Source organism: Flavobacteriales bacterium (assembly GCA_016713875.1).
In the GTDB taxonomy this organism is placed as follows: domain Bacteria; phylum Bacteroidota; class Bacteroidia; order Flavobacteriales_F; family PHOS-HE28; genus PHOS-HE28.
On the sequence record JADJOI010000003.1, the window covers coordinates 2,274,329 to 2,298,303 of the forward strand.

General features: G+C 65.1%; 16 protein-coding genes. 5 read left to right on the forward strand and 11 right to left on the reverse strand.

All coding sequences use genetic code 11. The annotated features are described in order from the left end of the window. Positions 1-114: 114 nt before the first annotated feature. The 4 genes from IPJ87_11275 to secA all read left to right on the forward strand — a co-directional run bounded on the left by IPJ87_11275 (position 115) and on the right by secA (position 5,394). Positions 115-903, forward strand: coding sequence for a class I SAM-dependent methyltransferase (locus IPJ87_11275; GenBank protein ID MBK7942433.1), 789 nt, complete (start codon positions 115-117; stop codon positions 901-903). Between the two features lie 51 nt (positions 904-954). Further along, the gene (locus tag IPJ87_11280) at positions 955-1,506 is read left to right on the forward strand and encodes a cob(I)yrinic acid a,c-diamide adenosyltransferase (protein ID MBK7942434.1); all 552 of its coding nucleotides are present in this window, start codon (positions 955-957) and stop codon (positions 1,504-1,506) included. A 116-nt stretch (positions 1,507-1,622) separates the two neighbouring features. After that, positions 1,623-1,844 (forward strand): DUF2795 domain-containing protein, encoded by a 222-nt coding sequence (locus IPJ87_11285; GenBank protein MBK7942435.1) that lies wholly within the window; start codon positions 1,623-1,625, stop codon positions 1,842-1,844. A gap of 175 nt (positions 1,845-2,019) precedes the next feature. Next, positions 2,020-5,394 carry a preprotein translocase subunit SecA gene (gene secA, locus IPJ87_11290; protein MBK7942436.1) on the forward strand — a complete coding sequence of 1,125 codons (3,375 nt, stop codon included), beginning with the start codon at positions 2,020-2,022 and terminating at the stop codon, positions 5,392-5,394. A 74-nt stretch (positions 5,395-5,468) separates the two neighbouring features. On the opposite strand, the gene IPJ87_11295 is transcribed toward secA, so the two are convergent. The 8 genes from IPJ87_11295 to IPJ87_11330 form a co-directional block, all read right to left on the reverse strand. Further along, positions 5,469-6,167 carry an energy transducer TonB gene (locus IPJ87_11295; GenBank protein ID MBK7942437.1) on the reverse strand — a complete coding sequence of 233 codons (699 nt, stop codon included), beginning with the start codon at positions 6,165-6,167 and terminating at the stop codon, positions 5,469-5,471. 74 nt (positions 6,168-6,241) lie between these two features. Continuing rightward, a complete protein-coding gene (locus IPJ87_11300) occupies positions 6,242-7,780 on the reverse strand; it encodes a YifB family Mg chelatase-like AAA ATPase (protein ID MBK7942438.1) in 1,539 nt (512 codons plus the stop codon). Positions 7,781-7,785: 5 nt separating this feature from the next. After that, complete coding sequence (lpcA, locus tag IPJ87_11305) at positions 7,786-8,361, reverse strand: D-sedoheptulose 7-phosphate isomerase (GenBank protein MBK7942439.1); 576 nt, start codon at positions 8,359-8,361, stop codon at positions 7,786-7,788. Between the two features lie 198 nt (positions 8,362-8,559). Further along, positions 8,560-11,046, reverse strand: coding sequence for a thioredoxin family protein (locus IPJ87_11310; GenBank protein ID MBK7942440.1), 2,487 nt, complete (start codon positions 11,044-11,046; stop codon positions 8,560-8,562). A 4-nt stretch (positions 11,047-11,050) separates the two neighbouring features. Then, positions 11,051-11,503 (reverse strand): hypothetical protein, encoded by a 453-nt coding sequence (locus IPJ87_11315; GenBank protein MBK7942441.1) that lies wholly within the window; start codon positions 11,501-11,503, stop codon positions 11,051-11,053. Positions 11,504-11,585: 82 nt separating this feature from the next. Beyond that, the gene (locus IPJ87_11320) at positions 11,586-11,879 is read right to left on the reverse strand and encodes a hypothetical protein (protein MBK7942442.1); all 294 of its coding nucleotides are present in this window, start codon (positions 11,877-11,879) and stop codon (positions 11,586-11,588) included. Between the two features lie 36 nt (positions 11,880-11,915). Then, positions 11,916-13,211 (reverse strand): tRNA lysidine(34) synthetase TilS, encoded by a 1,296-nt coding sequence (gene tilS / locus IPJ87_11325; protein ID MBK7942443.1) that lies wholly within the window; start codon positions 13,209-13,211, stop codon positions 11,916-11,918. Further along, positions 13,198-14,454 carry an anthranilate synthase component I family protein gene (locus IPJ87_11330; protein ID MBK7942444.1) on the reverse strand — a complete coding sequence of 419 codons (1,257 nt, stop codon included), beginning with the start codon at positions 14,452-14,454 and terminating at the stop codon, positions 13,198-13,200. The genes tilS and IPJ87_11330 overlap by 14 nt, the downstream gene beginning before the upstream one ends. 225 nt (positions 14,455-14,679) lie before the next feature. Between IPJ87_11330 and IPJ87_11335 the strand changes: the two genes are divergently transcribed. Then, complete coding sequence (locus tag IPJ87_11335; GenBank protein MBK7942445.1) at positions 14,680-16,017, forward strand: hypothetical protein; 1,338 nt, start codon at positions 14,680-14,682, stop codon at positions 16,015-16,017. 47 nt (positions 16,018-16,064) lie between these two features. Here the strand turns inward: IPJ87_11335 and lnt are convergent, their stop codons facing one another. Genes lnt through IPJ87_11350 form a run of 3 tightly spaced genes read right to left on the reverse strand, consistent with a single transcriptional unit; the run spans position 16,065 to position 23,892 of the window. Beyond that, positions 16,065-17,723, reverse strand: coding sequence for an apolipoprotein N-acyltransferase (gene lnt, locus IPJ87_11340; protein MBK7942446.1), 1,659 nt, complete (start codon positions 17,721-17,723; stop codon positions 16,065-16,067). A 23-nt stretch (positions 17,724-17,746) separates the two neighbouring features. Next, the gene (locus IPJ87_11345) at positions 17,747-22,867 is read right to left on the reverse strand and encodes a hypothetical protein (protein MBK7942447.1); all 5,121 of its coding nucleotides are present in this window, start codon (positions 22,865-22,867) and stop codon (positions 17,747-17,749) included. Then, positions 22,864-23,892 (reverse strand): PorV/PorQ family protein, encoded by a 1,029-nt coding sequence (locus IPJ87_11350; GenBank protein MBK7942448.1) that lies wholly within the window; start codon positions 23,890-23,892, stop codon positions 22,864-22,866. The genes IPJ87_11345 and IPJ87_11350 overlap by 4 nt, the downstream gene beginning before the upstream one ends. Positions 23,893-23,975 lie beyond the last annotated feature (83 nt).

Here is a 23,975-nt window from a genome sequence, read left to right on the forward strand (position 1 = left end):
CCGGACCTGACGAGCGTCATTCCACGTGGTCCGCACACGATCACCTGTGAACCCGAGCCCCGAGGAGCAAGGGCGGTCGTACCGGAGCTCGGGTACCTTTGTGGTCCGGACCCCATGGAACAGCACCTCCAGCGCATCGGCAGCTACCTGAACCACTTGGTCCATGCACGAGGTCCGCATGGCATCCATTCTCCGTTCGTGTACACACTGATCACCGAGGTGCTCAGGAACGACCATGAACGCCCGGAATTCGAAGACATCGAGCAACTGCGGGAGGAGCTGCTGTCGAGCGAGCGCACCATCGAGGTGAACGACCTCGGGGCGGGCTCACGCGTGCTCGACCAGCCCGTGCGCCACGTGGCCGACATGGCGCGCACGGCGATGAAGCCACCACGCCAGGCCCGTCTGCTGTTCCGACTGGCCCGCTACTTCGACCCCACCACGGTGCTGGAACTGGGCACCTCGTTCGGCCTAACCACGCTCTACCTCGGCCTCGGGGCGGAGAACGGCGAGGTGACGACGATCGAGGGCTGCCCGCGGACCTTCCAGATCGCCCAGCATCACGTCGAGCGGTCGGGCCTGCAGAACATCCGGCCGGTGCTCGGCGCGTTCAGGACGCGGCTCCCGGACGTCCTGCGCGGGATGGATCGGCTCGACCTGGTCTTCATCGACGGTCATCACGAGAAGGCGGCCACGCTGGACCTGTTCGAGCGCTGCCTGACGAAGGCCCATCCCGGGTCGTTGTTCATCCTGGACGACATCCACTGGAGCCGCGGCATGGAGGAGGCCTGGGAGGTCGTGAAGGCCCATCCCCGGGTGACCGTGACCATCGACCTGTTCGACCTCGGGCTGGTCTTCTTCCGCACCGAACAAGCCCCCCAGCATTTCCGTTCCCGCTACTGACCGCACGCGTCCGGCCTTCCGGCGCTCCACACGAACAGAACGCCATCGCTCATGAAGATCTACACGCGCACCGGGGACAAAGGCGAGACCGGGCTGTTGGGCGGGGAGCGCGTGGCCAAGTACGACGGGCGCATCGAGGCGTACGGCACGGTGGACGAACTGAACAGCCACCTCGGCCTGCTGCGCGACCAGGCCCCCGAAGAGCACAGGGCGTTGCTCGAGCGCATCCAGGACACCCTCTTCGCGCTGGGATCGCGCCTGGCCTGCGCGTCGGATGGGGACGCCGAGCGGTTCAAGCTCCCCCACCTGACCGATGCCCAGGTGAAGGCCTTGGAGGAAGCCATGGATTCGATGGACCGCGAACTGCCACCGATGCGGCACTTCATCCTGCCGGGCGGCCACCCCTGCGTGTCGCAGGCCCACATCTGCCGCACGGTATGCCGCCGGGCCGAACGACGGGTGGTGGAGCTCGCGACGGCGGCCCCGATCCCTCTCGTGATGGTGGAGTACCTGAACCGGCTCAGCGATCTGCTGTTCGTCCTCGCCCGGCACATCGGCATGCGGCTGAACGTGGTGGAAACCCCGTGGAAGCCGCGCGGCTGAAGGGCTGAGGCCGGGGATCACCGCAGGCGTGCCGGGCGGTTGAAAACTACCCGGTCGCGGGTGGGGCATCCGGTTATATTTGCGCCCGTTTTACCGGAACGAGCAACCCGCGCCCGATGTATTGGACACTGGAACTGGCCTCCTACCTGGAGGATGCGCCCTGGCCCGCCACCAAGGATGAGCTCATCGATTTCGCGATGCGCACAGGGGCACCCCTCGAAGTGGTGGAGAACCTGCAGGCCATTGAGGACGATGAGGAGGTGTTCGAGAGCATCGAGGACATCTGGCCGGACTATCCCTCGAAGGAGGATTTCTTCTTCAACGAGGACGAGTACTGAGCGGACCACCCCCGCCTGAGGACCCCCGGAGCACCCGGGGGTCTTTCGTTGTCGGCTGCCAGATCGGCGTGGTACGCCCGACGGCATGGTCCGTGCTCGCCGCATCACCCCTAACTTCGCGCGCTTCCGCCCGGCCCCCCGGGTCCGAAAGGCGGTCCCATCCCTGCATCGAGCCATGATCGGAGCCTTCAACAAAGCCATCAAGTCCATTTTCGGTGATAAGGCCACGCGCGACCTCAAGGAGGTGGCCCCGCTGGTCGAGCAGGTGAAAGCCCGCTACGCTGAGCTTGCGACGCTGGACCATGACGGGCTTCGCGCACGTACGAACGCCCTGCGCGAACGCATCCGCGATCGGATCAAGGAGGATCAGCAACAGGCCGATGCACTGCGGGCGGAGATCGATGCCGAACCGGGCATGGACATCCACGCGCGTGAGGAGCGCTACCAGCGCATCGACAAGCTGGAGGCTTCCATGGTGGCCGCCATCGAGGAAGTGCTCGCCGAGATCCTGCCCGAGGCGTTCGCCATCGTGAAGGACACCGCGCGCCGCTTCAAGGAGAACCAGGAGCTTCGGGTGACGGCCACCGCGATGGACCGCGAGCTCGCCGCCGTGAAGGACGGGGTGCGCATCGAGGGCGACCAGGCCATCTGGCGGAACAGCTGGACGGCCGCGGGCGCCACCATCACCTGGGACATGGTGCACTACGACGTGCAGTTGATCGGCGGCACCGCTCTGCACAAGGGGCGCATCGCGGAGATGGGCACCGGCGAGGGCAAGACCCTGGTGGCCACGCTGCCGGTCTTCCTCAACGCCCTGGCCGGACGCGGAGTCCACGTGGTCACCGTCAACGACTACTTGAGCAAGCGTGACAGCGAGTGGATGGGGCCGATCTACGAGTTCCATGGGTTAAGCGTGGACTGCATCGACAAGCACCAGCCCAACAGCGCCGAGCGCCGCAAGGCCTACCTGGCCGATATCACCTTCGGCACCAACAACGAGTTCGGTTTCGACTACCTGCGAGACAACATGGCCCATGCGCCCAGTGCGCAGGTGCAGCGCAAGCACCATTTCGCCATCGTGGACGAGGTGGACAGCGTGCTCATCGACGATGCCCGGACACCGCTCATCATCAGCGGCCCCACGCCCAAAGGCGAGGTGCATCAGTTCGATGAGTACAAGCCCCGCGTGGAGCGCCTCTACGCGGCGCAGAAGCAGCTGGTGACCAAACTGCTCGCCGAGGCCAAGGAGCTGCTGAAGGGGCTGGGCGAGGGCAGCGTGAACAAGGAGGCCCAGGAACGAGGCGGCATGGCCTTGCTGCGGGCGCACCGCGGCCTGCCGAAGAACTCGGCCCTGATCAAGTTCCTCAGCGAGCCCGGCGTCCGGGCCCTTCTTCAGCGCACCGAGAACCACTACCTGCAGGACCAGGCGAAGGAGATGCCGAAGGTGGACCAGGAGCTCTACTTCGTCATCGAGGAGAAGCACAACCAGATCGAGCTCACCGAGAAGGGCGTGGACCTGATCAGTGGCGATGTGCAGGACGCCCACTTCTTCATCCTGCCCGACGTGGGCGCCACCATCGCGGAGATCGAACGAAGCGGCGCCGCCCTGGAGGAGAAGGCCCGGCGGAAGGACGATCTGCTGCGGGAGTTCGGCATCAAGAGCGAACGCATCCACACGGTGAACCAGCTGATCCGCGCCTACGCCCTGTTCGAGAAGGACGTGGAGTACGTGGTGATGGACGGCAAGGTGAAGATCGTGGACGAACAGACCGGCCGCATCATGGAGGGCCGCCGCTACAGCGATGGACTTCACCAGGCCATCGAGAGCAAGGAGAAGGTGAAGGTGGAGGCCGCCACGCAGACCTACGCCACCATCACCCTGCAGAACTACTTCCGCATGTACCACAAGCTGGCCGGGATGACCGGTACGGCCGAAACGGAGGCGCAGGAGTTCTGGGACATCTACAAGCTCGACGTGATGGTGATCCCCACCAACCGCCCCGTGGTCCGCAAGGACAACGAGGACATGGTGTTCAAGACCAAGCGCGAGAAGTACACGGCGGTGATCGACGAGATCGTGAAGCTGCAGAGCGAGGGGCGGCCCGTGCTGGTGGGCACCACCAGCGTGGAGGTGAGCGAACTGATGAGCAAGATGCTCACCATGCGGGGCATCAAGCACAACGTGCTCAATGCCAAACAGCACGCCCGCGAGGCCGAGATCGTGGCGCACGCGGGCCTGCCGGGCACCGTGACGATCGCCACCAACATGGCGGGCCGCGGCACGGACATCAAGCTCGGCCCCGGCGTGAAGGAGGCCGGCGGTCTGGCCATCATCGGCACGGAGAAGCACGAGAGCCGAAGGGTGGACCGCCAGCTGCGCGGCCGCAGCGGCCGCCAGGGCGACCCGGGATCATCCCAGTTCTACATCAGCCTGGAGGATGACCTCATGCGCCTGTTCGGCAGCGAGCGCATCGCCAAGCTGATGGACACCCTGGGCCTCAAGGAGGGCGAGGTGATCCAGCACGCGATGGTGACACGCAGCATCGAGCGTGCCCAGAAGAAGGTGGAGGAGAACAACTTCGGCATCCGCAAGCGGCTGCTGGAGTACGATGACGTGATGAACAGCCAGCGCACGGTGATCTACAAGCGCCGCAACCATGCGCTCTTCGGCGAACGCCTCAAGCTGGACATCCTGAACATGTTCCACGACGTGGCCCAGGGCATCGTGGACCAATACCATGAGGCCGGTGATCACGAGGGGTTCCAACTGGAGCTCTTCCGGCGTCTGCACTGCGAAAGTCCCGTGCAGACCGAAGCCTTCCGGAAGGCCGACCGCGACACCCTGGTGGACCAGGTGATGGAAGCGGCGCTGGCCGCCTACGGCCGGCGCACCAACGAGCTCGCCCGCCAGGCGCTGCCGGTGATCAGCGATGTGTTCCTCAACCAGGGCGCGCAGTACGAGAACATCGTGGTGCCGATCACGGACGGCATCAAGACCATGCAGGTGGTGGCCAACCTGGAACGGTGCTACCGGTCCGAGGGTCGGGAGCTTTCGGCCAGCGTGGAGAAGTACATCACCCTGGCGGTGATCGACCACGAATGGAAGGAGCACCTGCGGGAGATGGACGACCTGCGCCGCAACGTGCAGAACGCGAGCCTCGAACAGAAGGACCCGCTGCTCATCTACAAGCTGGAGAGCTTCAACCTGTTCAAGGACATGGTGGAGCGCATCAACGGCGACGTCATCGGCTTCCTCAGCGGAGCGGGTCTGCCCACCGCACAGCCCAACGTGCAACAGGCCCAGGCCCCCCGCCCTCCACAGCAGCGCTTGCAGACCAGCCGCACGGACGTGCCCAGCTATGCCGGCAGCAGCAGCAGCGCCGCGCCAAGGAACGCCCCGCCCCCGCAACGCGTCGCACCGCCACCAGCGCAGGCCGGACCGCCGCGCCCGGTGCAGCCCGTTCGCGTGGAGAAGAAGGTGGGACGCAACGACCCCTGCCCCTGCGGAAGTGGCAAGAAGTTCAAGAAGTGCCACGGCAAGGAGGCCTGACCGCAGCCCCCTGAACGCGGCGAAGGCCCCGGGGATCCCGAGGCCTTCCACCTATGGTATGGCGTCTGGTTCGTTCAGAATTCCACGGGCAGTTGCATCTGCACCCGCACGGGTCGACCCTTCTCACGGCCGGGGTCCCAGGCCGGCGTGGACCTCAGGGCGTCCACGACCTTCTCATCCATGATGGGGTCCTCCCCCTTCACCACCTTCACCTCGGACAATTCCCCGTTCTTCTCCACGATGAAGCTGGCCGTAACTTGCGTCTTCACGCGCTGCCCATCCTCTCCGACGACCTTTGACCGGATGTAGCGTACCAGTTCCTTGTCCCCTCCGGGATAGCGGGGCATCGTTTGGGCGCGGGTGTACACGATATCGGCCAAGGGTTCGGGGTCGTACACCTTCTCGGCCAGGGGCCGGCCCCATCCGTCGAATCGTTGCCATACACCGGCTTTGAGCCCCTCGGCGTAGTCGCCGGAGCTTTCCACCTTTCCGTTGGCGTGGTAGAACGTGAAATGCCCGTGCTCGACCGTGAGCTGCTCGTCGAGGTAGCGGCCCTCGGCCTTCAACTTGCCGTCCATCGAATAGGTGCGGCCGATGAAGTGCTGGCCCTCCATCCCTTCCCAGATGCGGTAGAACGTGGCCTTTCGGCCGGTGGTGCGTTCCAGGTGCTCGTTCAAGAAGATGCGCTCCGGGTCCTGCGCGGCCGCGCCCGTCAAGGACAGCAGCAAGGCCGCGATGGTGGCGGAGGACAAGGAAAGCAGCGTGGTGCGCACGGCGGTGAGGTTGATGCCCGGACGTTCCGGACGTTCCCTCATACGCGCCACCGGCGCCAGGGTTACGCCGGGCGTCAGCCCGCCCAGCCCTCACGGTCCAGGCTGCGGTATTGGATGGCCTCGGCCAGGTGCTCGGTGCGGATGTCCGGGCTGTCGGCCAGGTCGGCGATGGTGCGCGCCACCTTCAGGATGCGGTCGTAGGCCCGTGCGCTTAGGCCGAGCCGTTCCATGGCCCGCTCCAGCAAGGCCTTGCCGGCCTCGTCGATGCGGCAGATGCTGCGCAGCTGCTGGCTGCTCATCTGGGCATTGCTGTGCAGCCCGATGCCGGCGAACCTCCGCTGCTGCACCTCGCGCGCCCGCACCACGCGCTGCCGCACCTCGGCGCTCCGCTCCGTGCTGCGCTCGGCGCTCAGTTCGCTGAAGGGCACCGGCGTCACCTCGATGTGGATGTCGATGCGGTCGAGCAGCGGGCCGCTGATGCGCGTGAGGTACTTCTGCACCACGCCCGGCGCGCACACGCACTCCTTTTCCGGATGGTTGTGGAAACCGCACGGGCAGGGGTTCATCGCCGCCACCAGCATGAAGCTCGCCGGGTACTCCACCGTGAAGCGGGCGCGGGAGATGGTGACCACGCGGTCCTCGAGCGGCTGGCGGAGCACCTCGAGCACGGTGCGCTTGAACTCGGGCAGCTCGTCCAGGAAGAGCACCCCGTTGTGCGCCAGGCTGATCTCGCCGGGCTGCGGATGGCTGCCGCCGCCCACGAGCGCCACATCGCTGATGGTGTGGTGCGGCGAGCGGAAGGGGCGCACACTGAGCAGGCTGTCCTCCTTGCGCAGCTTGCCGGCCACGCTGTGGATCTTGGTGGTCTCCAGCGCCTCGGCGATGTGCAGCGGCGGCAGGATGGTGGGCAGCCGCTTGGCCAGCATGGTCTTGCCCGCTCCCGGAGGGCCGATCAGGATGATGTTGTGCCCACCGGCGGCGGCGATCTCGAACGCGCGCTTGATGTTCTCCTGCCCCTTCACGTCGGCGATGTCCACCGGGTACGAGCGGCTGCTGGCCGCGAACTCGGCAGCGATATCCACGTGCTCGGGCGCCACCGTGGGCTCGCCTTCCAGGATGCCGATCACCTCACGCAAGTGGGTGACGCCGTAGACCGTGAGGCCTTCCACGATCGCCGCCTCGCGACCGTTCTCCTTGGGCACGATCACGCCCTTGAAGCCGCTGCGCTTGGCCTCGATGGCGATGGGCAGGGCGCCCTTGATCGGGCGGACACCGCCGTCCATGGACAGCTCGCCCATGATGAGGAAATCGGCGAAACGGTCCGTGGGGATCTGACCGGTGCTGCCCAGGATGCCCACGGCCATGGGCAGGTCGTAGGCCGAACCTTCCTTGTGGACATCGGCCGGGGCCAGGTTGATCACCGTGCGCTTGCCGCGTGGGAAATCGAGGCCGCAGCTACGCACCGCGTTGTCCATGCGGTGATAGCTCTCCTTCACGGCGTTGTCCGGCAACCCCACCAGGTAGAACTTCACCCCCTTGGTGACGTTGACCTCGGCCGTGACGATGGTGGCGTTGATGCCGAAGACCGCGCTGCCGAAGACCTTGACCAGCATGCCGTTCAGTTCAGTTCCCGCTCGATGTGGTCGATGAAGGCGTGTATCACCTTGATGTGCACCTCCTGGATCCGGTCGGCGTAGCCGTGGTGTGGCACACGCACCTCCACGGTGCAGAGATCGGCCAGCCCGCCACCGTCCTTGCCGGTGAGGCCGATGACGTGCATGCCCTTCTCGCGGGCCACCTCGGCGGCGCGCAGCACGTTGGGGCTGTTGCCGCTGGTGCTGATGGCGAGCAGCACATCACCCTCGCGACCGTGGGCCAGCACGAACCGCGCGAACACCTGCTCGAAGCCGTGGTCATTGCCCACGCAGGTGAGGTGGCTGGGGTCGCTGATGCTCAGGGCGGCGATGGGCGGTCGGTCGTCGCGGTAGCGGCCGGTGAGCTCCTCGGCGAAGTGCATGGCATCGCACATGCTGCCGCCGTTGCCACAGCTGATCACCTTGGCACCCTGCTTCAGGCAATAGGACATGAAGGCGGCGGCCTGTTCCACGGCGACGAGGTTGGCCGGGTCGGCCAGAAAGCGCCCGAGCACGTCGGCGGCTTCGGTGAAGTGGGCGCGGATGCGGTCGTGGCTCATGGGACCAAAGATGCGGCAGATCGGTCGGCCCATCGGGGTACCGACGCCCGTGTCAGGGGATCGGCGGAGCGCCAGTGGGAAGGACCTCCATCAGCTACCAGGGCGACCATCGGGCGATCCGACCGACGTAATAACCGTCAAGTCGAAGATCGGAAAGATGACAAAGAGGAAGCCGATCCGCAAGTTCACCCCGAACCCTCAGCGGCTGGCCCGCTGGTCGAGGAGCTGCATGGCCTCGATGCCGCGTTCCAGGAAGGCCTGGTACTCGGCCACGTCCGGGGTGTAGGCCACTGGATCAGTGAGCAGCTCCCCCTCCGGGCTCAGCAACGCATAGAAGGGCTGGGAGCTGATGCGGAAGGTCTCGGCCTGAACCGTGCTCCACTTGTTGCCCATGGTCACGATGGGCTTCTGCTTCCCCGAAGAGGTCAGGTAGATGTGCTGCTGGTCCTTGGGCAATTCCTGTTTGTCGTCCACATAGAGGGATACCAGCACATAGCGGTCCTTGATCAGCTCGTACACCTCCGGCTCGGGCCAGACGTGCTCCTCCATCTTGCGGCAGTTCACGCAGGCATATCCGGTGAAGTCGAGCAGCAGTGGTTTGCCCGTGGCCTGCGCCTGGGCCTGTGCGGCATCGAGGTCGTGGTAGCAATCCAGGTTGTGCGGGCAGTGCTTGGGGAATATCCAGCTATAGCCGACGGGCGGGGCAAGGCCGCTCATGAGCTTGAGCGTGTGGAAGGTGTTCGTGTCCGCATTGTAGCGGAAGCCCATGGCGAGGTAGCCGGTGGTGACGGCGAACAGGGCGGTGAAGGCCCAGCGCAGTCCGGACCGCTTGGTGACCGGGCTGTCGTGCGGGAAGCGGATCAGTCCGAGGAGGTAGAGGACGATGCCCAAGGCACAGAGGACCCAAACGGCCATGAACAGCTCATAGCGCACCACCCCCCAATGCTTCACGAGGTCCGCATTGCTCAGGAACTTGAAGGCGAGGGCCACCTCGGCGAACCCGAGCACCACCTTCACACTGTTGAGCCAGCTACCGCTGCGCGGAAGGCTGTTGAGCCAGCTGGGGAACATGGCGAAGAGGGCGAAGGGCAGGGCGAGGGCCATGCCGAAGCCGCCCAATCCGGCCGTGAGCTGCCAGGCACCACCATCGGCCGTGAGGGCGCCGGCGAGCAAGGAGCCCAGGATCGGTCCGGTGCAGCTGAACGACACCAGGGCCAGGGTGAGGGCCATGAAGAAGATGCCGACCAGCCCGCCGAACCGCGAGGCCTTCTGGTCCATGCTGTTCACCCAGCTACTGGGCAGAGTGATCTCGAAATAGCCGAAGAAGCTGACGGCGAAGACCAGGAAGATGACGAAGAAGAAGACGTTGAGCCAGGGGTTCGTGCTGATCTCGTTGAAGATCTCCGGGTTCACCGAGCCGAGCAGATGGAAGGGGAGGCTGAAGATCAGGTAGATCAGCAGGATGAACCCCCCGTACGTGAGCGCGTTGCGCAGGCCCTTGCCGCGGTCCTCGCTGCCCTTGGTGAAGAAGCTGACGGTGAGCGGGATCATCGGGAAGACGCACGGCGTGAGCAGCGCGAGCAAGCCGCCGACGAAACCGAGCAGGAAGATCCGCCACAGCGAGGTGGTGGAGCGCAGCTCGGCCACCTCGCCCGCCGACGCCTTGAGCACCGGGGCGTTCAGGTCCACCTTGGGCAGCTTGTACATGGGCCCGTCGACCAGCGCGAGGTCGGAGCCGGAGGCGCTGCCGCCCAGGACAGCGGCACCGGTCGCCGGCACGATGGAGAAGACCAACGGATCGGGGAACACGCAGGCCTCGTCGTTGCAGCTCATGTAATTGATGCTGCCGGTCACGGGCCGTTGCGGATCATCGACCCGGACCGTCCGTGTGAACACGACCGTGCCTTTGAACTTCCGCACGGTCATCTCGAAGATGGGATCGTGGCCCTCCACCTTTCCCGCACCCGACTCAGTGGGCTCGCCTTCGGCGGCGAAATGGGGCACGGTGTCGAGGACGATGCTTGTGGGGATGGGACCGTCGCCGAAGGCTTCCTGGCTGTACACGTACCAGCCTTCCCGCACGGTGGCGGTGAAGGCGAGCGCCCAGCGCCCGGAGCCGAGGTCGCGCGCGGACAGGTTCCACTGCACGGGCTCATCGCTGGCGGCGGAAGCCTGGGTGAAGGGGACCGGCCCCATTTCCGCACGGTCGGCCGCAGGTGAGATCCGGAAGTGGATGGGATCCGGGAAGATGCATGCGCGATCATCGCAGCTCATGTACTCCAACCGCCCAGTGATGGGCGATCCCGGATCGCTGAGCGTGACCCGCTGGGTGAAGAGCGCATAGCCCTTGAACTTCTTCACCTGCATGTCGAACACGGCATCGTGTCCCTGGACCACATGCGCACCGGTCTCGGCAGCATTGCCGGCGAGGGTCACATGCGGAAGCGTATCGAACACCAGGGTGGTGGGCATGGGTCCGGCATCGCCGAAGCTCTGCTGGGAATACACGTACCAGCCGTCGATGATGTCGGCGCGGAAGATGAGGTCCCATTGCGCGCCCTCCACCTGCACCATGCTGATGCTCCATGTGACCGGATCGGCCGGGGCGGGGTCGGCTCCACCGGGCAGTTGAGCGGAAGCGCTCAAGGCCAAGGCGCCGGTGAGGAAGGAAAGGGCTCTGAGCATGGGATCACTTCGATGCGGAGGGGACCTCCAGCGCGAACGGTACGGCGACCGGAGGCAGGCAGGTGCGGTCGTTGCACAGCATGTACTCCACCTCTCCGGCCAAGGTGAACGCCGCATCGGAGGTCCGGGTGGTCGCCGCATGGAACACCGGCTCACCGGAGTGGTGCCGCACGAGCATGGCGAAGTTGGGGTCCATTTCCTCCACGGGCTCAGGCTCGGAGACCTTCAGCAGGCCTGTGTGGCCCGCCGTGGAGGTGAGTCGGATGACCGTTGGCAGCGGTCCGTCCTCCCGGGGAAGCTGAAGGGCGTAGAGGTGCCATCCGGGTTCCAAGGTCGCCTGCAAGTTCACCTGCACACGCCCCTCTTCGCCCGTTTCTACGGAGAAGGACCATCTCGCCGGACCGGTCGGACCGGACTGCAGCACGAGGAGCAAAGGGATCACCGCGGTGAAGGACATGGCCTGGAGGAGCGCACAAAAGTAGCAGGCCCGTACCTGGGAGGGACGGGCCATCTTACCCATCGCTTGCGATCCTGATGGATCACAGCGGCATCCCGATGTCGATGACCCTGCCGAGCGGGATGGTGGCCCCGTACTTCAGCACAAGGGTCCGGTCATCCGCCGACCAGATGGTGGTCTCCACGGCCTTCAGCCCTTCGGCGTCCCGGAAGAGGATCCGGCATTTGCCATGCTCCCCGTTGCCGAGCTGCACGGCGCGGGCCACCTTCTGCTTGAGCTCCGCGCGATGTGCATCGGAAAGCAGCACGGCCTCGTGCGGGAACCGGATGCGTTCCAGATCCTCCTTGGCGATCACTTGAGCGGCGGTCGGTTTCATGGGTTCTGGAAGGTGAGGGCCTGAAGATACGCTCGATCATTGGACCGGCACACCGAAGATCACGTCGCCCATCCCGGGCTGAGCGGCGAAGCCTTCGGCCAGGCGATGACCGACCACCCAGGCGATCTCGTCCGCGGCGCACAGGACATACACGGCGCCCTTTCGGTCCCGAGACACCTTGGCATCGATCAGGAGATCGCTCACCAGCCGCGAGCCTCGCCCACCATGAGGCCTGAAGCGATCGCCCGCGCGCCAGGGCCGGAGGACCAACGGGCCATGCAATCTGGCCGCTGCAAGCCGCACCACATGGCGTTCGTCCACCACGCCTCCCGGATCATCCCGCAGCAACCGTACTGGTGCTGACCCGGGCAGGGCGAGGTCGGCTCCGATGGTATAGGAGGGACCGGCTTCCGCCGGGCAGGACCAGCGCAGCCGGTCGCGGTCCACCAGCAACTCGCCATCCTTCAACGGGAACCGGGCACCTGTCCGGCGATGGGCCACAGCGCGCAGGATCCGCTCCAACTGGTCCGGATGCACGCCACGATGCCGGAGCGCCTCATGCAGAACGAGCCGGGGCAGCGGGGCCGACTCCAGGAGCTCGAAAGGGATCCCCTCCTCATCGATGGGCCGTTCGGCCGAGTGGGCCTCCCAATGGTCGATGAGCTCGCGCAAATGTCCAACGGACCGGGCGATGGCCCGATCGCACCCCGGGCTCATCCGCCGCATGAGCGGCAGCAGTTCATGGCGTACGCGGTTCCTTCTGAAGGTTGCGTCGGCGTTGCTCGCATCCTCGCGGAACGGAATGGCCTGATCGGACGCATATGCGGCAATGGCCTTCCGTGGGACATCGAGCAAAGGACGGATGAAGGGGCCACTTTGGCGAGGGATGCCGCGCCATCCCCTCAGGCCGGTCCCGCGCATGAGGTTCAACAGCAGGGTCTCGATCACATCGTCGCGGTGGTGGGCGGTGGCCACCGGACGGATGCCGAGCCGAAGGGCCACATCGCGAAGCCATTCAGCACGGGCACTGCGGGCCAGCATCTCCACGGAGCCGTGCGCCGTTCCGCGAAGTCGTGGCACATGCAGGGAGGTGGTCTCGAAAGGGACCTCTTGTTCACGACACCACTGACGGAGCCAGGCCTGATCCTGTTCACCGACCGGGCCGCGCAGACCGTGTTCTGCATGGGCGGCCACCACAGGTTGGCCCAGTTGCCGGAGGATATGGAGCATGACCATGCTGTCCAGCCCCCCGCTCAACGCAACGAGCACGGTTTCGCCCGGGGATACCAGCCGGTGCACGCGAAGCGCCTCCCGCACCTCAGGGATCAGCATCACCCAGGGCGTTGATGACGGAGTTGGCCTTCAGAGCACATTCTTCCCACTCGCGCTCTGGATCGCAGGTGGCGGTCAGGGCACTGCCCGTCACCAACCGGGCATCCCCGGTACGCGCGTCGTATTCCACGGTCCGGATCACCACGTTGAGGTCGAGGTCCCCGGCGCCATCGCACCATCCGAAAGAGCCACTGAAAAGCCCTCGGCGTTGGTCCTCATGAAGGTCGATCAGGGCCATGGCGCGGTGTTTCGGCGCGCCGGTCATGGAGGCCATGGGAAAGGCGGAGAGGACGGCATCGATCGGGGTACGACCATGCGCCAGGCGCGCTTCCACCTTGGATACCATTTGATGCACATGACCGGTGCTGCGGATGCCGCACAGTTCAGGCACGATGACGGACCCCGGCACGGCCACACGGCTCAGGTCGTGACGGACCACGTCCGTGGCCATGACGTTCTCCGCACGCTCCTTCGGGTCATGGGCAAGCTCCCAGGCCATGGCCCGATCGGTGTCGGGGTCGCTCGACCGGCGCCGGGTCCCTTTCATGGGTTCGCAGTGCACGCAGCCGTTCGCGGTCCACAGGAACCGTTCCGGCGAAAGGCAGATGGCGTAGCGGTCGTCCCACGCGTGGAAGGCGGCGAAGGAGGCCTGCGTCGTTCGGATGGCGCGCATGAACGCGGCGTGCGGATCCCGGTCGGGGAGATGGGCCTTTCGCTCCACGCAGTAATTGACCTCGTAGATGTCCCCGCGCTGCACATGCTCAAGCAGTTCGGCCGTATGGCGCAGGTAGGCGTCCTTGTCCGTCGAGAGCGACCATCCGCCCCACGATAACACCGGCTCCTGGGGCAATTGAGCGCACAGCCGGTCCGCCAGTTCGTCCACGGCCGCGAGGTCTGTGCCAAGGAAATGCGTGCGACCACCCACCCAATGGACCATGACCTCGGGGACGAACCAGCGGATCAAGGGCCAGTGACCGGTACGCGGATGCCTGCTGGACTGACCGAAAAGGGATCCACGCAGGTCATAGGACAGGTAACCCATGGAAGGTCCGCTGCACTTCAGCAGTACGCGCCACGCCTCAAGTGCTTGGTCGGTCTCATCGGTTTCCAAGAGCGTCCGGCAGCCCATTCCCAGGACCGCCTCATCCCGGTCGGCGGCGCGGCGATACAGCCACCGCGGCTCGTTGCGCAGGGTGCGCGCATCGAACGGGACCGGATGATCGAGCGTTCTGACCAGCCGCATGAGCGACCGAAGTTATCCCAAGGAAGCAACCCCTGACGACCGATCGCGTCATCCACCAGAAGTCGAACGTTCCAGCCCCCACCCGCATCCAAGCACCTTCATCAAACGCCTGATCTCCAGGAAAATAACAACCAGGTTCCAGGGCACAGGAACCCCAGCTTCGAGGACGCATTTGAAGAAGGGGGGTTGAACTGGTCCGAAGAACCGCATAGATTTGAGGTTGCCATGATGAAAAAGTTACTCACGTCGTCCTGTGTTCTGATCGCCGGTGCCGTCCTCGGGCAGGCCCGGTTGGTGATCAACAACAACGCCTACGTGGTCTTCGACCCGAACACGCCGGCGGCGCAATCCACCTATCTGGTGGTGGACAATCCGAACGCCAACGCCATCACGGTGGCGGGCACCGGAGCGAACATCGTCTCGGAGCGTGAGCGCAACTTCATCCGATGGTCCATCGGAACCAGTACGGGTGCCTACTCCATCCCCTTCACCAACCCCGGCAACGTGAAAATGCCGCTGACCTATACGGTCCTTGCGGCCGGTAGTGCAGGTGGGTCCGTGTTGTTCTCCACCTATAACTACGATGGCACCGACGCGGCTGTGCCTTTGGCCAACCGCTGGAACAACGCGCTGTATCAGCCCTCGGACGTCACGCATATGAACAACTGGGATACCGGGAACAACCTGACGCCGGGCGCGACGAACGAGTCCGGTCATGTGGTGGACCGTTTCTGGATCATCGATACCGAGGCATCCGGCTTCGCCTATGTCAACAAGCCGGATGCGTCCATCGTGTTCCAGTACGATGCAGCGGAGATCACGGCAGGCAACACCATCGGCGTCGGCAACCAGCTCATCGCGCAACGATTCAACTCGGGCACCAACAAATGGGGTGACTATCTGCCCACCTGCGTGTGGAACACGGCTCCTTACTCGGTGGCCGTTCCGGCTGCGGGCGTCATCGCCGACGCTGACTTCTTCCGCTCGTGGACACTTTCAGACATCGGCAACCCGCTGCCTGTCGAGCTGGTGGATTTCAAGGGTGCGTGCGAGGACGGTCAGGTGCTGTTGAACTGGACCACCGCATCGGAGCGTGACAACGATTATTTCGTGGTGGAGAAGTCCCTGAACAACATCGAGTGGATGATGATCGGGCAGGTGGATGGAGTGGGCAACAGCGTGAGCACCACGAATTATTCGTACGTCGACCCGAACCCGACCACGATGGCCTATTATCGACTGATCCAGACCGACCTGGACCGCACGACGACCATCAGCAAGGTGATCGCGGCCGGGTGCGGCATGGGCACGGGCATCGAGATCGTGAACGCGTTCGATGCAGGTGACGTGATGGTGGTGACCGTAAGCAGTTCCTTGGATGATGTCTACGACCTGACCCTTCTGGATGCGCAAGGGAAGGTGATGACCACGCAACCCCGCGCCGCGATCGCGAACGGGATCACCCAGCTAGTGGTTCCTACGGAGTCCATTGCGACCGGCATCTATGTGGTGCAGTTGGAGAACTCCGGCAACCGCATGAGCCGTCGTGTGCACCTCCAGTAAGTGCTCCGGTCTACCTAGCACGAAAAGGCGCCTCCGGGCGCCTTTTCTCATTCCCGACGGCGTGCGGACGGAACACCCCAGGGCAGAAAGGCGGCCAACAGGGCAGTCGCACCGGCCAACAGGGACGCCCACCGCACCACTTCGCCCAGGGCCACGAACGGCGAACGAGCGCCGTTCAGGAGCACGGTGCTGCGGATCACGGCTTCCTGCCACCAGGCCGTGGGTTGGTGGATGATACCCCGTTGGTCGACGAAGCAACTGACGCCTGTATTCGCCGAACGAGCGATGGCGCGACGGCATTCGATCGCCCGAAGGCTCGCGTAGGTCAGGTGCTGTCGGTATCCGTAGCTATCTCCCCACCACCCATCGTTGGTGATGATCGCAATGAGGTCGGCCCCGTTGCGCACGTAATCGGCCACGTAGTCACCGAAGACGGATTCATAGCAGATCACCGGGGCCGCTCCGTACCGGCCGTCGGCTGGGCGGAACACGGTGCGCTCCTCCTGTTGGGCGAGGCTTCCGGTGGTGCCCCCCATATCGATGGAGAGGGCTTCCAGCCCGCCCAGCAACGCCTCGAAAGGAAGCTGCTCCACCCCAGCCACGAGCTTGCTCTTGCGGTAGGCGGCAGCGGGTTCGCCAGGCGCCACATACAAGGCGGCGTTGGCCGCATCATAAAACCGGTCGATACCACCAATGGGGCGGGAGCTCACCGTGCGTTCGTTCCTGTCGAGCAGGCGGGAGCTGGACATACCGGCCAGTACGGCGCACTGTGGATGGCGCTTCTGCCAAGCACGGATGCTACGCACGCTCCCCGAGGCCTCCAGGTCATTCTCCCAAAGGCCTTCGAGCTCCAGCTCGCCGCCATCGGTGATGAACACGCGCGATGCTTCCTGCAGTGCGGTCTCCGGTAGCAGCAGCAAACGTGTGCTGTCGGTCATCCTGGGTTCGGCCAGCTCGAGCATGCCTTCCAACTGCATCAACGGATCGATGCCGCCGAACTTCTCCGAATAGGGATCGATGTTCGGCTGAACGATCAACACCTCCAGAGGGACACCGCGCTCCTCGTAGGTGGTGAAGCGCGCCCAGGAGAGCAGCACGGGCAGGGTCATCACCAGCAAAGGGGCCCATGCCGCCCGGGCCCGACCACCGGAGAGGAACCAGCGCAGTACGAGCAGGTTGGTCAGGAGCACCCACACCGATCCACCCAGGTGTCCGGTGAGCTCGTACCACTGCACCCATTGCGGTCGTGCGGCGAACCCATTGCCCAGCGTCAGCCAGGGCCATTGCAGGTCCCAACGCATGTGCAGGACCTCCCAGGCCATCCACCACCCAGCAAAGGCGGCCCAGCCCGTCCATCGGCCGTACCGGCGTCTCACCCGTCGGCCGATCGCGAAGGGGATGAGCTGCAGACCGGCGTTGGCGAGCATCACGCCTAGGCCCAGCAGCACGCGGGTGCCCCAGCTTTCCTGCACCTGACCGAGCCACGAGGTGGTCACCAGGTTCCAGAGCGCGAGCCCGACGAAAAGCATCCAACCGGTGCCGTGCCGGGCGCATGGCTCACCTGGAGGGCAGCGCAGTTCCACCACCAGCATGAAAGGCACAAGGCCCACGAACAGGAGGGGTGAGAGGCTTCCTGAAGCGGGCCACGCCACAGTGAGCAGGACGCCGCCCAGCAGGGCCAGGCACAGATGGGTGAGGTCGCGCACGATGGCGCCGAAGGTAGCTGGGCTTAGTAGAGCAGATACATCTTGCCGAAGCCCTTCTCGATGTGAGGCGAGGCTCCCGACTCACGCCGTTCCATCTCCTCCCCGTGCAGTTGGGCGATCACACGATAGAGGTAGACCCCACGGCCAAGGCGATCGCCGAACTGGTCGGTACCGTCCCACGCGAACTCGGTGATGTTGCGGCCCACACGCACCGGCCCCAGCTCGGCGAGACCGATCTCCCGCACCACGCGTCCTGTGATCGTGAGGATCTGCACCTTGAGGTAGGTCGGCGGCTCAGTACCGGTCACTGTGAAAACGAAACGCGTGCTTGTGGTGAAGGGGTTCGGGTAGTTCAGGACATCGGTGATGGTGGGCCGGGTGATCACCTCGAACCGGATGTCGTAGTTGCGGTCGCCGGAGATGTTGCCGCTGGCGTCGTTGGCCTGCACGGTGAGCTTGTACACGCCGTCCGCGGTGAACGTGGGCCGGTAATCGATGCGCGCGATGTTGTCGGCACCCGTGGCGGGCATGAACCGCATGACCTCCGCGCCGGCACCGTCGCGGAAGTGGATGCGGCGCACCGAGCCCGAAGGCTCCGTGAGGAACACCTTGAAGTTGACCGTATCGGACGGTTGGTCCATCAGGAGGACGGGGTTCTCGTCATCCAACGTCACCAGGATCTCGGGACGCGCGCTCACGATATCACCGTCCAGGATGTGCACTCCGTCGAAGGTCACGTCCAGCAGCGGATTCTCGTTGTCTTCGCTCACCGTGAAACGGAGCTGGGCGATGTTGTTGAAGTGGTACTGCTCGTACTGGTCGTAGCGCCCGGTCGCGCTGTCCACCGGGTTGGCCTCGATGATGATGGTGTTGAGGCCGCCAAGACCGTTCGTGCTGAACCGGATGGTGTCCATCAGCACGCCACCGGCCGGCAGGGGTGCGTTGCGCTTGTCATGCACGGACCGGCGCTGGCCGGAGGCGTTCACCACCCAGGCATGCATCAGCAGGCTGTCCATGTCGAAGGGGCTGATGTTGTGCACGGCCACGGCCAGCTCGGCCTGCAGCGGTTCTGCGATGCCTGCCAGGTTGCTTACGAAACCCAGCGGGGGATCGATGGCGCACTCCGGCTCCGGCGTCATCAGCAATTGCCAGCGATCGAGCTGGGAAGGCAGCGGTTCGGCGACCGAGTCGTTGAGGAGCTTGGCGCGGAGCCGCACGTAGGGGAACTGGGCCGCATGGATGCCGCTCTGGAAGACCGTCTGCGGGATGGAGTCCAGCGGGCCGCCACGCTCGAACACGAGCTGTTCGGCACCCTGCGGGGACACCCCGTACACCTGGATGTTGACGCTGTCGCGCACATCGTTCGGGAACTCGTCCCAGTAGAGCCCCTTCCACTCTGACGCGGGGCCGGCCCAGGGCGCCACGATATCACCGGCCACCCCCTGGGTGGTGATGAAGGTCGACAGGTCGATGGCCGCATTGCTGGTGGCGCCCATCACCTGGATCACCGACCCGGGATCGCCCTTGGTGCCGAAGAAGATGTAGGGCACCGTGTCCGGAGCGCTCTGCACGTCGGTGGCGCCGATGCCGTTGAAGGCGTCGTACAGGTCCTGCCCTCCGTTGGCGTCCATGCCCGGTTTGTTGAGGCCCACATAGGTCCACATCAGGATGTGGTAGCCGGGAGGCACCTGGTTCTCCAGCAGGTCGGTGAGGCCGGCCATGTGCGAGGGTCGGGAGGGCCAGTAGGAGAAGTACTTCTGGGGCCTGCTGCTGCGCTCGCACAGACTGTCGCAGCTGTTGATGTTCCCGAATTGATGGTCGAGGTCCTGGCCGTTCCAGCAGGTCTTCCACGGCTCGAAGGTGGCGGGGTCGATCACCGACACATGCAGCGCCCGCTCGCCACCGCAGCCCTGGCCATCCACCCACTGCAGATCGATGTAGTAGTTGCACGTGAGCCCGCTGTTGCCCGTCACCTCGCACCGGATGCCGCGCGGGGCGTCGTTGAAGCGGAAGAGCCGCTGCGGACGGTCGTAGATCATCTGCGGGAAACCGTCCTCCTTGAACTGGAAGAAGTGGGCCTGGCCCCAGCCCCGCCGGTCGGTGATGTGCTGGAACGAGGACTCCCGCCAGTCATAGGAGCCGTCACCAGTGCTGTCCGGCGTACAGCGCCAGAAGAACACCAGACTGTCCTGCTGGGTGTTGAGCCCGAAGATCTGCTGGGGCGTCCAGCTGACCACCCCGCCCGGCGCGTTGATCACGACCTCCTCGAACGCCGGACTGTCGTAGGTGTCCACCGTGTCGATCTGGAGCCGGTAGGCACGCATGGGCGCGAAGGGGTCGCCGGTGCTGGCCTTCAGCACGGGGTTCGCATCGGGGATGATGGCGAACTTGAACGGCTCCACGGGGAAGATCTCGCCGCTGGTGATCAGCAAGGAGGCCTGCACTGTGTTGTTGCCCAGGTCATCAACCTCATCGATCAGGTCCTGATCGATGTCCACGCGGATGTTCAAGGCGTTGAGCCCCTGCCCGCCCTCGTTCGCAAGCACCGGCAGCCTGAAGCGCACCGTGCTCCTGAGGGTGTCCGCTGAAACGGGGGCGATCATCGGCTGAAGCACCTGGTTCTCCTCCACCAACCTGCGCTCCAGCACCACGTTGGTGGTGGCCCCGATGCCCTTGCCCAGGTTGGTCACGATCACATCCACGGTGAAGGTGTCCAGGTCGGCGGTCACGGGATCGGGCGAGATCAGCACATCAGGCTCGCTCACCGAGAGATCGGGCAGGTCGAACGAATGCAGGACAAGGGTGGGATCCCCGTGCAGGGTGAAGGTGTGGGTGTTGTTCACGTTCAGGTACCCGCTCCCTTGCAGTTGCTGTTTCGCAGCGTAGCGCATGTGCTCCCCGATGCCGGCGCCGTGGTTCACCTTGCTGAAGCTCCGGTACCACTCCAGCGTGTAGAAATAAAGCAGATTGCTCAGGCCGATGTCCACCGAGGCCATGAAGGCGATGGCGCCCGCATTGGGCACCAGCACGTTCTTCTCACTGGCGCTTTCGGAAGGGGCCAGGTGCACATTGCCCGCATAGCACGAGTTGCCGATGATGGCCGGGTACTTGCCCCCCCAGTTGTAGTTCACCGGGTTGTCGATGGTGATATCGAATCCACCCCCCGAGGCGTGCGCGAAGAAGGTCATCAGGGTCACGCCTTCATCCTCGATCAGGTGCTTCACGCTGTCGGCGGAGGCCTGCCCATAGACGCCCGGTGTGTTCTTGTTGAACTGGGTGACCTTGCCGATGAAGTTGGTGTCCTCGGCGAGAAGCTCATATTGATGCAGGTAACTGTCGAACGCGTCAAACTCCGAGTCTGCGAAGCCGCCGCGGAAGTGGAGGATGTTCTTCATCCAGGGCTCGGGTTCGTCCCAGCTCTCGAACTGCTCCACCTTGGCCCGGTACAGGTCCACATCGGCCGGTGTGCGCGCCGCCAGGCGGCCCACCGGGATCACCATATCCGCGGGATCGCCGTTCAGGCCGAGGGTGAAGCACATGTCGCTGGGCGGGAAGCCGAGCGTGGGCACCAGGCAGGAGGGGTATACCGACGGATCGTCGCGGTGCCCGTTGAGGCCGTTGATGGAGGGCGCCAGCACGGACTTGCCCACCAGGAACAGCGCCCGTGGGTCGGTGTCCCATTGGTCGAGCGTGAACTTGGCGAAGCGGCGGATGGCCAGGGGATGCTTGGGCACACCGCCCCCGAACTGGTCGTACAGCTCATCCACGTCCACCACCACCGCGTTGTAGGGGTTGGTCGGGCTGGTGGCCCGGGTCATGGCGTACTGCTCCGCGGCGGTGCGCAACGAGGCGTGGGTGATGATGAGCATGGCCGAGTCCTGCTGGGCCTGCACGAGGTCCGTGAACTGGCCGGTGGCCGTCACGGGGCGCAGGCCCGTAGGCGCCGTGATCTGCTCCTGGCGGTACATGAAGACCCGCGTCTCCGTGGCGTTGGGCGCGAGCGGGATCAGGGCCTGCCAGAAACCGAAGCCGTCCTGCACCACCTGCACACGGCGAAGGGTATCGCCGTAGGCGTACACCACAGGGGTTCCCCAAAAGCCGATGAAGCGCAGGAAGGCCAGGGTGTCCGTGGTGCCGTTGTGCGGGACTCGCACGTCGGCGATCGGCTCCCCGCCGAAGTTCATCGCGCGGGGGTAGCGGAGCTTGATGTAGGCGATGTTCTGCCGGTCCTGGTAATTGGCCCCGGCGCAGGCCTGCAGGTCGTACACCGCACGTGTCTGGATGTTCGTGGCCCAGGTGTCCAGGGCGCCAGTGGGCAGGTCGAAGCCCAGGCGCCGATACTGGTAGGCGCGGTAGGTGGTGTCCAGGGCCTGCACCAGGTTGGCGCCGTAGTACACCCGCAGGTGGTGGTCGTCGCAGGCCCCGTTGCTCGGGCTGTTCGCGCCGGCCACGGCCATGTCGATGCGCGAAGGCGGTGCGTCGGGCTGCTGGTAGGGGTTCTGCGAGGGCACCTGGAAAAGGAGGGTGCCATCGGCCCCGTAGGTCTCCATCGGCCAGCTTCGGAAATAGCCCTCCCCTTCCACCATGAAGGAGGACGAGGCCCCGAACAGGCCCCGGTCACCGAGGTAATAGGCAAGCCCGAACTGCGACAGGGTCTCGCGCCAGACCCACGGCCGCGGCGTATGCGGCGTGTAGTCGGTGTTGGTGTAGGGCTTCACGCGCCGGGGAGCGGTGGTGCCCACCGTCCACGTGATGTAATACCGGATGCTGTCGTTGTAAAGGCTGTGGAAGGGGTTGCTCTGTGTCCCAGGCACCTCGTACAACGCCCCGTCCATCCAGCCATCGTTGCGCATGGCCTGCAGCTCGATGTGGTCGGCCGTGTTCAGCACGCCATCGGCCTCGCCTTCGATGAAGATGGGCACCTCCTGCTCACGCCCGAAGACCTGGATGGTGCGCGGATCCACCGTACCCACGGGAAATCCCGCGTTGGCCAGGGCGGCGCTGTCGATGCGGTAGATGCCGTCGGCCGCGACGGTGAAGCGCCAGTAGGGCCGGGACGGGTCGATCCACTCGTTGCCGTAGGGCTGGGCACTGACCACCGAAGCGGCCAGCACCGCGAGAAGGACCGATCCCGTTCGCCTCATGAGCCGCTTCGTTTGAAGATGTCGAACCGCAGGCTGAAGACGTTGCTGTACAACGCGATGGAGTTGTCGCCGATGTCGGTGAGGGCGTAGTCGACCGCGATGCCGCGGATCTTGAGCCCGGCGCCGATGTTGGGCTGGAAGTTCAAGCGGCGGGTGTCGGTGATGTCGGTGACGTATTGGAAGTTGTTGACGCCGGCACGGACGAAGACCACACCGGCATAGCCCACCTCCAGACCGAAGCGCGGGTCGGCGCTCCAGGTGCCCGTGCTGATCAAGGTGTTGCGCTGGCCGTCGAAGGTGTTCTCCAGGTTGAGCTCGGTGATGAGGCCGACCTTGTTGCCGAAGCGGAACTCACGCGCGGCGCCCAGGGTCAGCCGGGGCAGGGTGACCTCGGTGCTGTTCTGCGGCAGGTCGTTGTCGGTGAGCTGGAAGGTCTCGATGGTCTGTGGGTCCAACGAATAGCTCCACGCGTTGTAGGTGCCGGTGATGTCGCGGGCCACGGCAGCGAAGCGCCACTTGTCCTTCTCGTACTGGGCGGCCAGGTCGAGGCCGAAGCCCCAGGCGTTGGCGAACTCGCCCACGCGCCGGTAGATCACCTTCACGTTGCCGCCCACCACCAGACCGGGGATGCGCATGCGACGGGCATAGCTGATCAGCAAGGCGTGGTCCGCCGCGGTGAAGGTGCTGATGCGGTCGTAGTCCACGTTGCCGTCGTTGTCGATGAGGGCGGTGGTGTTGGGGATGTCGTCCACCCCGAAGCGCACGAAGGTGACCCCCAGGGTGCTGGCCGTGTCCAGCGGCTTGGCCACGCCCACGAAGTCGTACTTGGCGATGCCGGCGAAGTACTCGCTGTGCATGGCGCCGATCTGCAGATCGCCGCGCACGCGCATCAGGCCGGCGGGGTTCCAGTAACCGGCGGTGACGTCGTTGGCGGAGGCCACGAAGCTGTAGCCCATGCCGAGAGCGCGGGCGCCCACGCCGATGGCGAGGAACTCGTTGCTGTACTTGGGGGCGTCCTGGGCCATCAGGCCCGGGGCGGTGGCGCAGGTGATCAAGGCCGCCGCGATGCCGCGCAAGCCGGTGCTGCTCAAGGTCCTCATCCGTTGGG

Coding starts and splice junctions, on each gene's coding strand:
- IPJ87_11275 (MBK7942433.1), top strand. CDS start 115: ATGGAACAGCACCTCCAGCGCATCGGCAGCTACCTGAACCACTTGGTC.
- IPJ87_11280 (MBK7942434.1), top strand. CDS start 955: ATGAAGATCTACACGCGCACCGGGGACAAAGGCGAGACCGGGCTGTTG.
- IPJ87_11285 (MBK7942435.1), top strand. CDS start 1,623: ATGTATTGGACACTGGAACTGGCCTCCTACCTGGAGGATGCGCCCTGG.
- secA (MBK7942436.1), top strand. CDS start 2,020: ATGATCGGAGCCTTCAACAAAGCCATCAAGTCCATTTTCGGTGATAAG.
- IPJ87_11300 (MBK7942438.1), bottom strand. CDS start 7,780: ATGCTGGTCAAGGTCTTCGGCAGCGCGGTCTTCGGCATCAACGCCACC.
- lpcA (MBK7942439.1), bottom strand. CDS start 8,361: ATGAGCCACGACCGCATCCGCGCCCACTTCACCGAAGCCGCCGACGTG.
- IPJ87_11310 (MBK7942440.1), bottom strand. CDS start 11,046: ATGCTCAGAGCCCTTTCCTTCCTCACCGGCGCCTTGGCCTTGAGCGCT.
- IPJ87_11315 (MBK7942441.1), bottom strand. CDS start 11,503: ATGTCCTTCACCGCGGTGATCCCTTTGCTCCTCGTGCTGCAGTCCGGT.
- IPJ87_11320 (MBK7942442.1), bottom strand. CDS start 11,879: ATGAAACCGACCGCCGCTCAAGTGATCGCCAAGGAGGATCTGGAACGC.
- tilS (MBK7942443.1), bottom strand. CDS start 13,211: ATGCTGATCCCTGAGGTGCGGGAGGCGCTTCGCGTGCACCGGCTGGTA.
- IPJ87_11330 (MBK7942444.1), bottom strand. CDS start 14,454: ATGCGGCTGGTCAGAACGCTCGATCATCCGGTCCCGTTCGATGCGCGC.
- IPJ87_11335 (MBK7942445.1), top strand. CDS start 14,680: ATGATGAAAAAGTTACTCACGTCGTCCTGTGTTCTGATCGCCGGTGCC.
- IPJ87_11345 (MBK7942447.1), bottom strand. CDS start 22,867: ATGAGGCGAACGGGATCGGTCCTTCTCGCGGTGCTGGCCGCTTCGGTG.
- IPJ87_11350 (MBK7942448.1), bottom strand. CDS start 23,892: ATGGCCCAGGACGCCCCCAAGTACAGCAACGAGTTCCTCGCCATCGGC.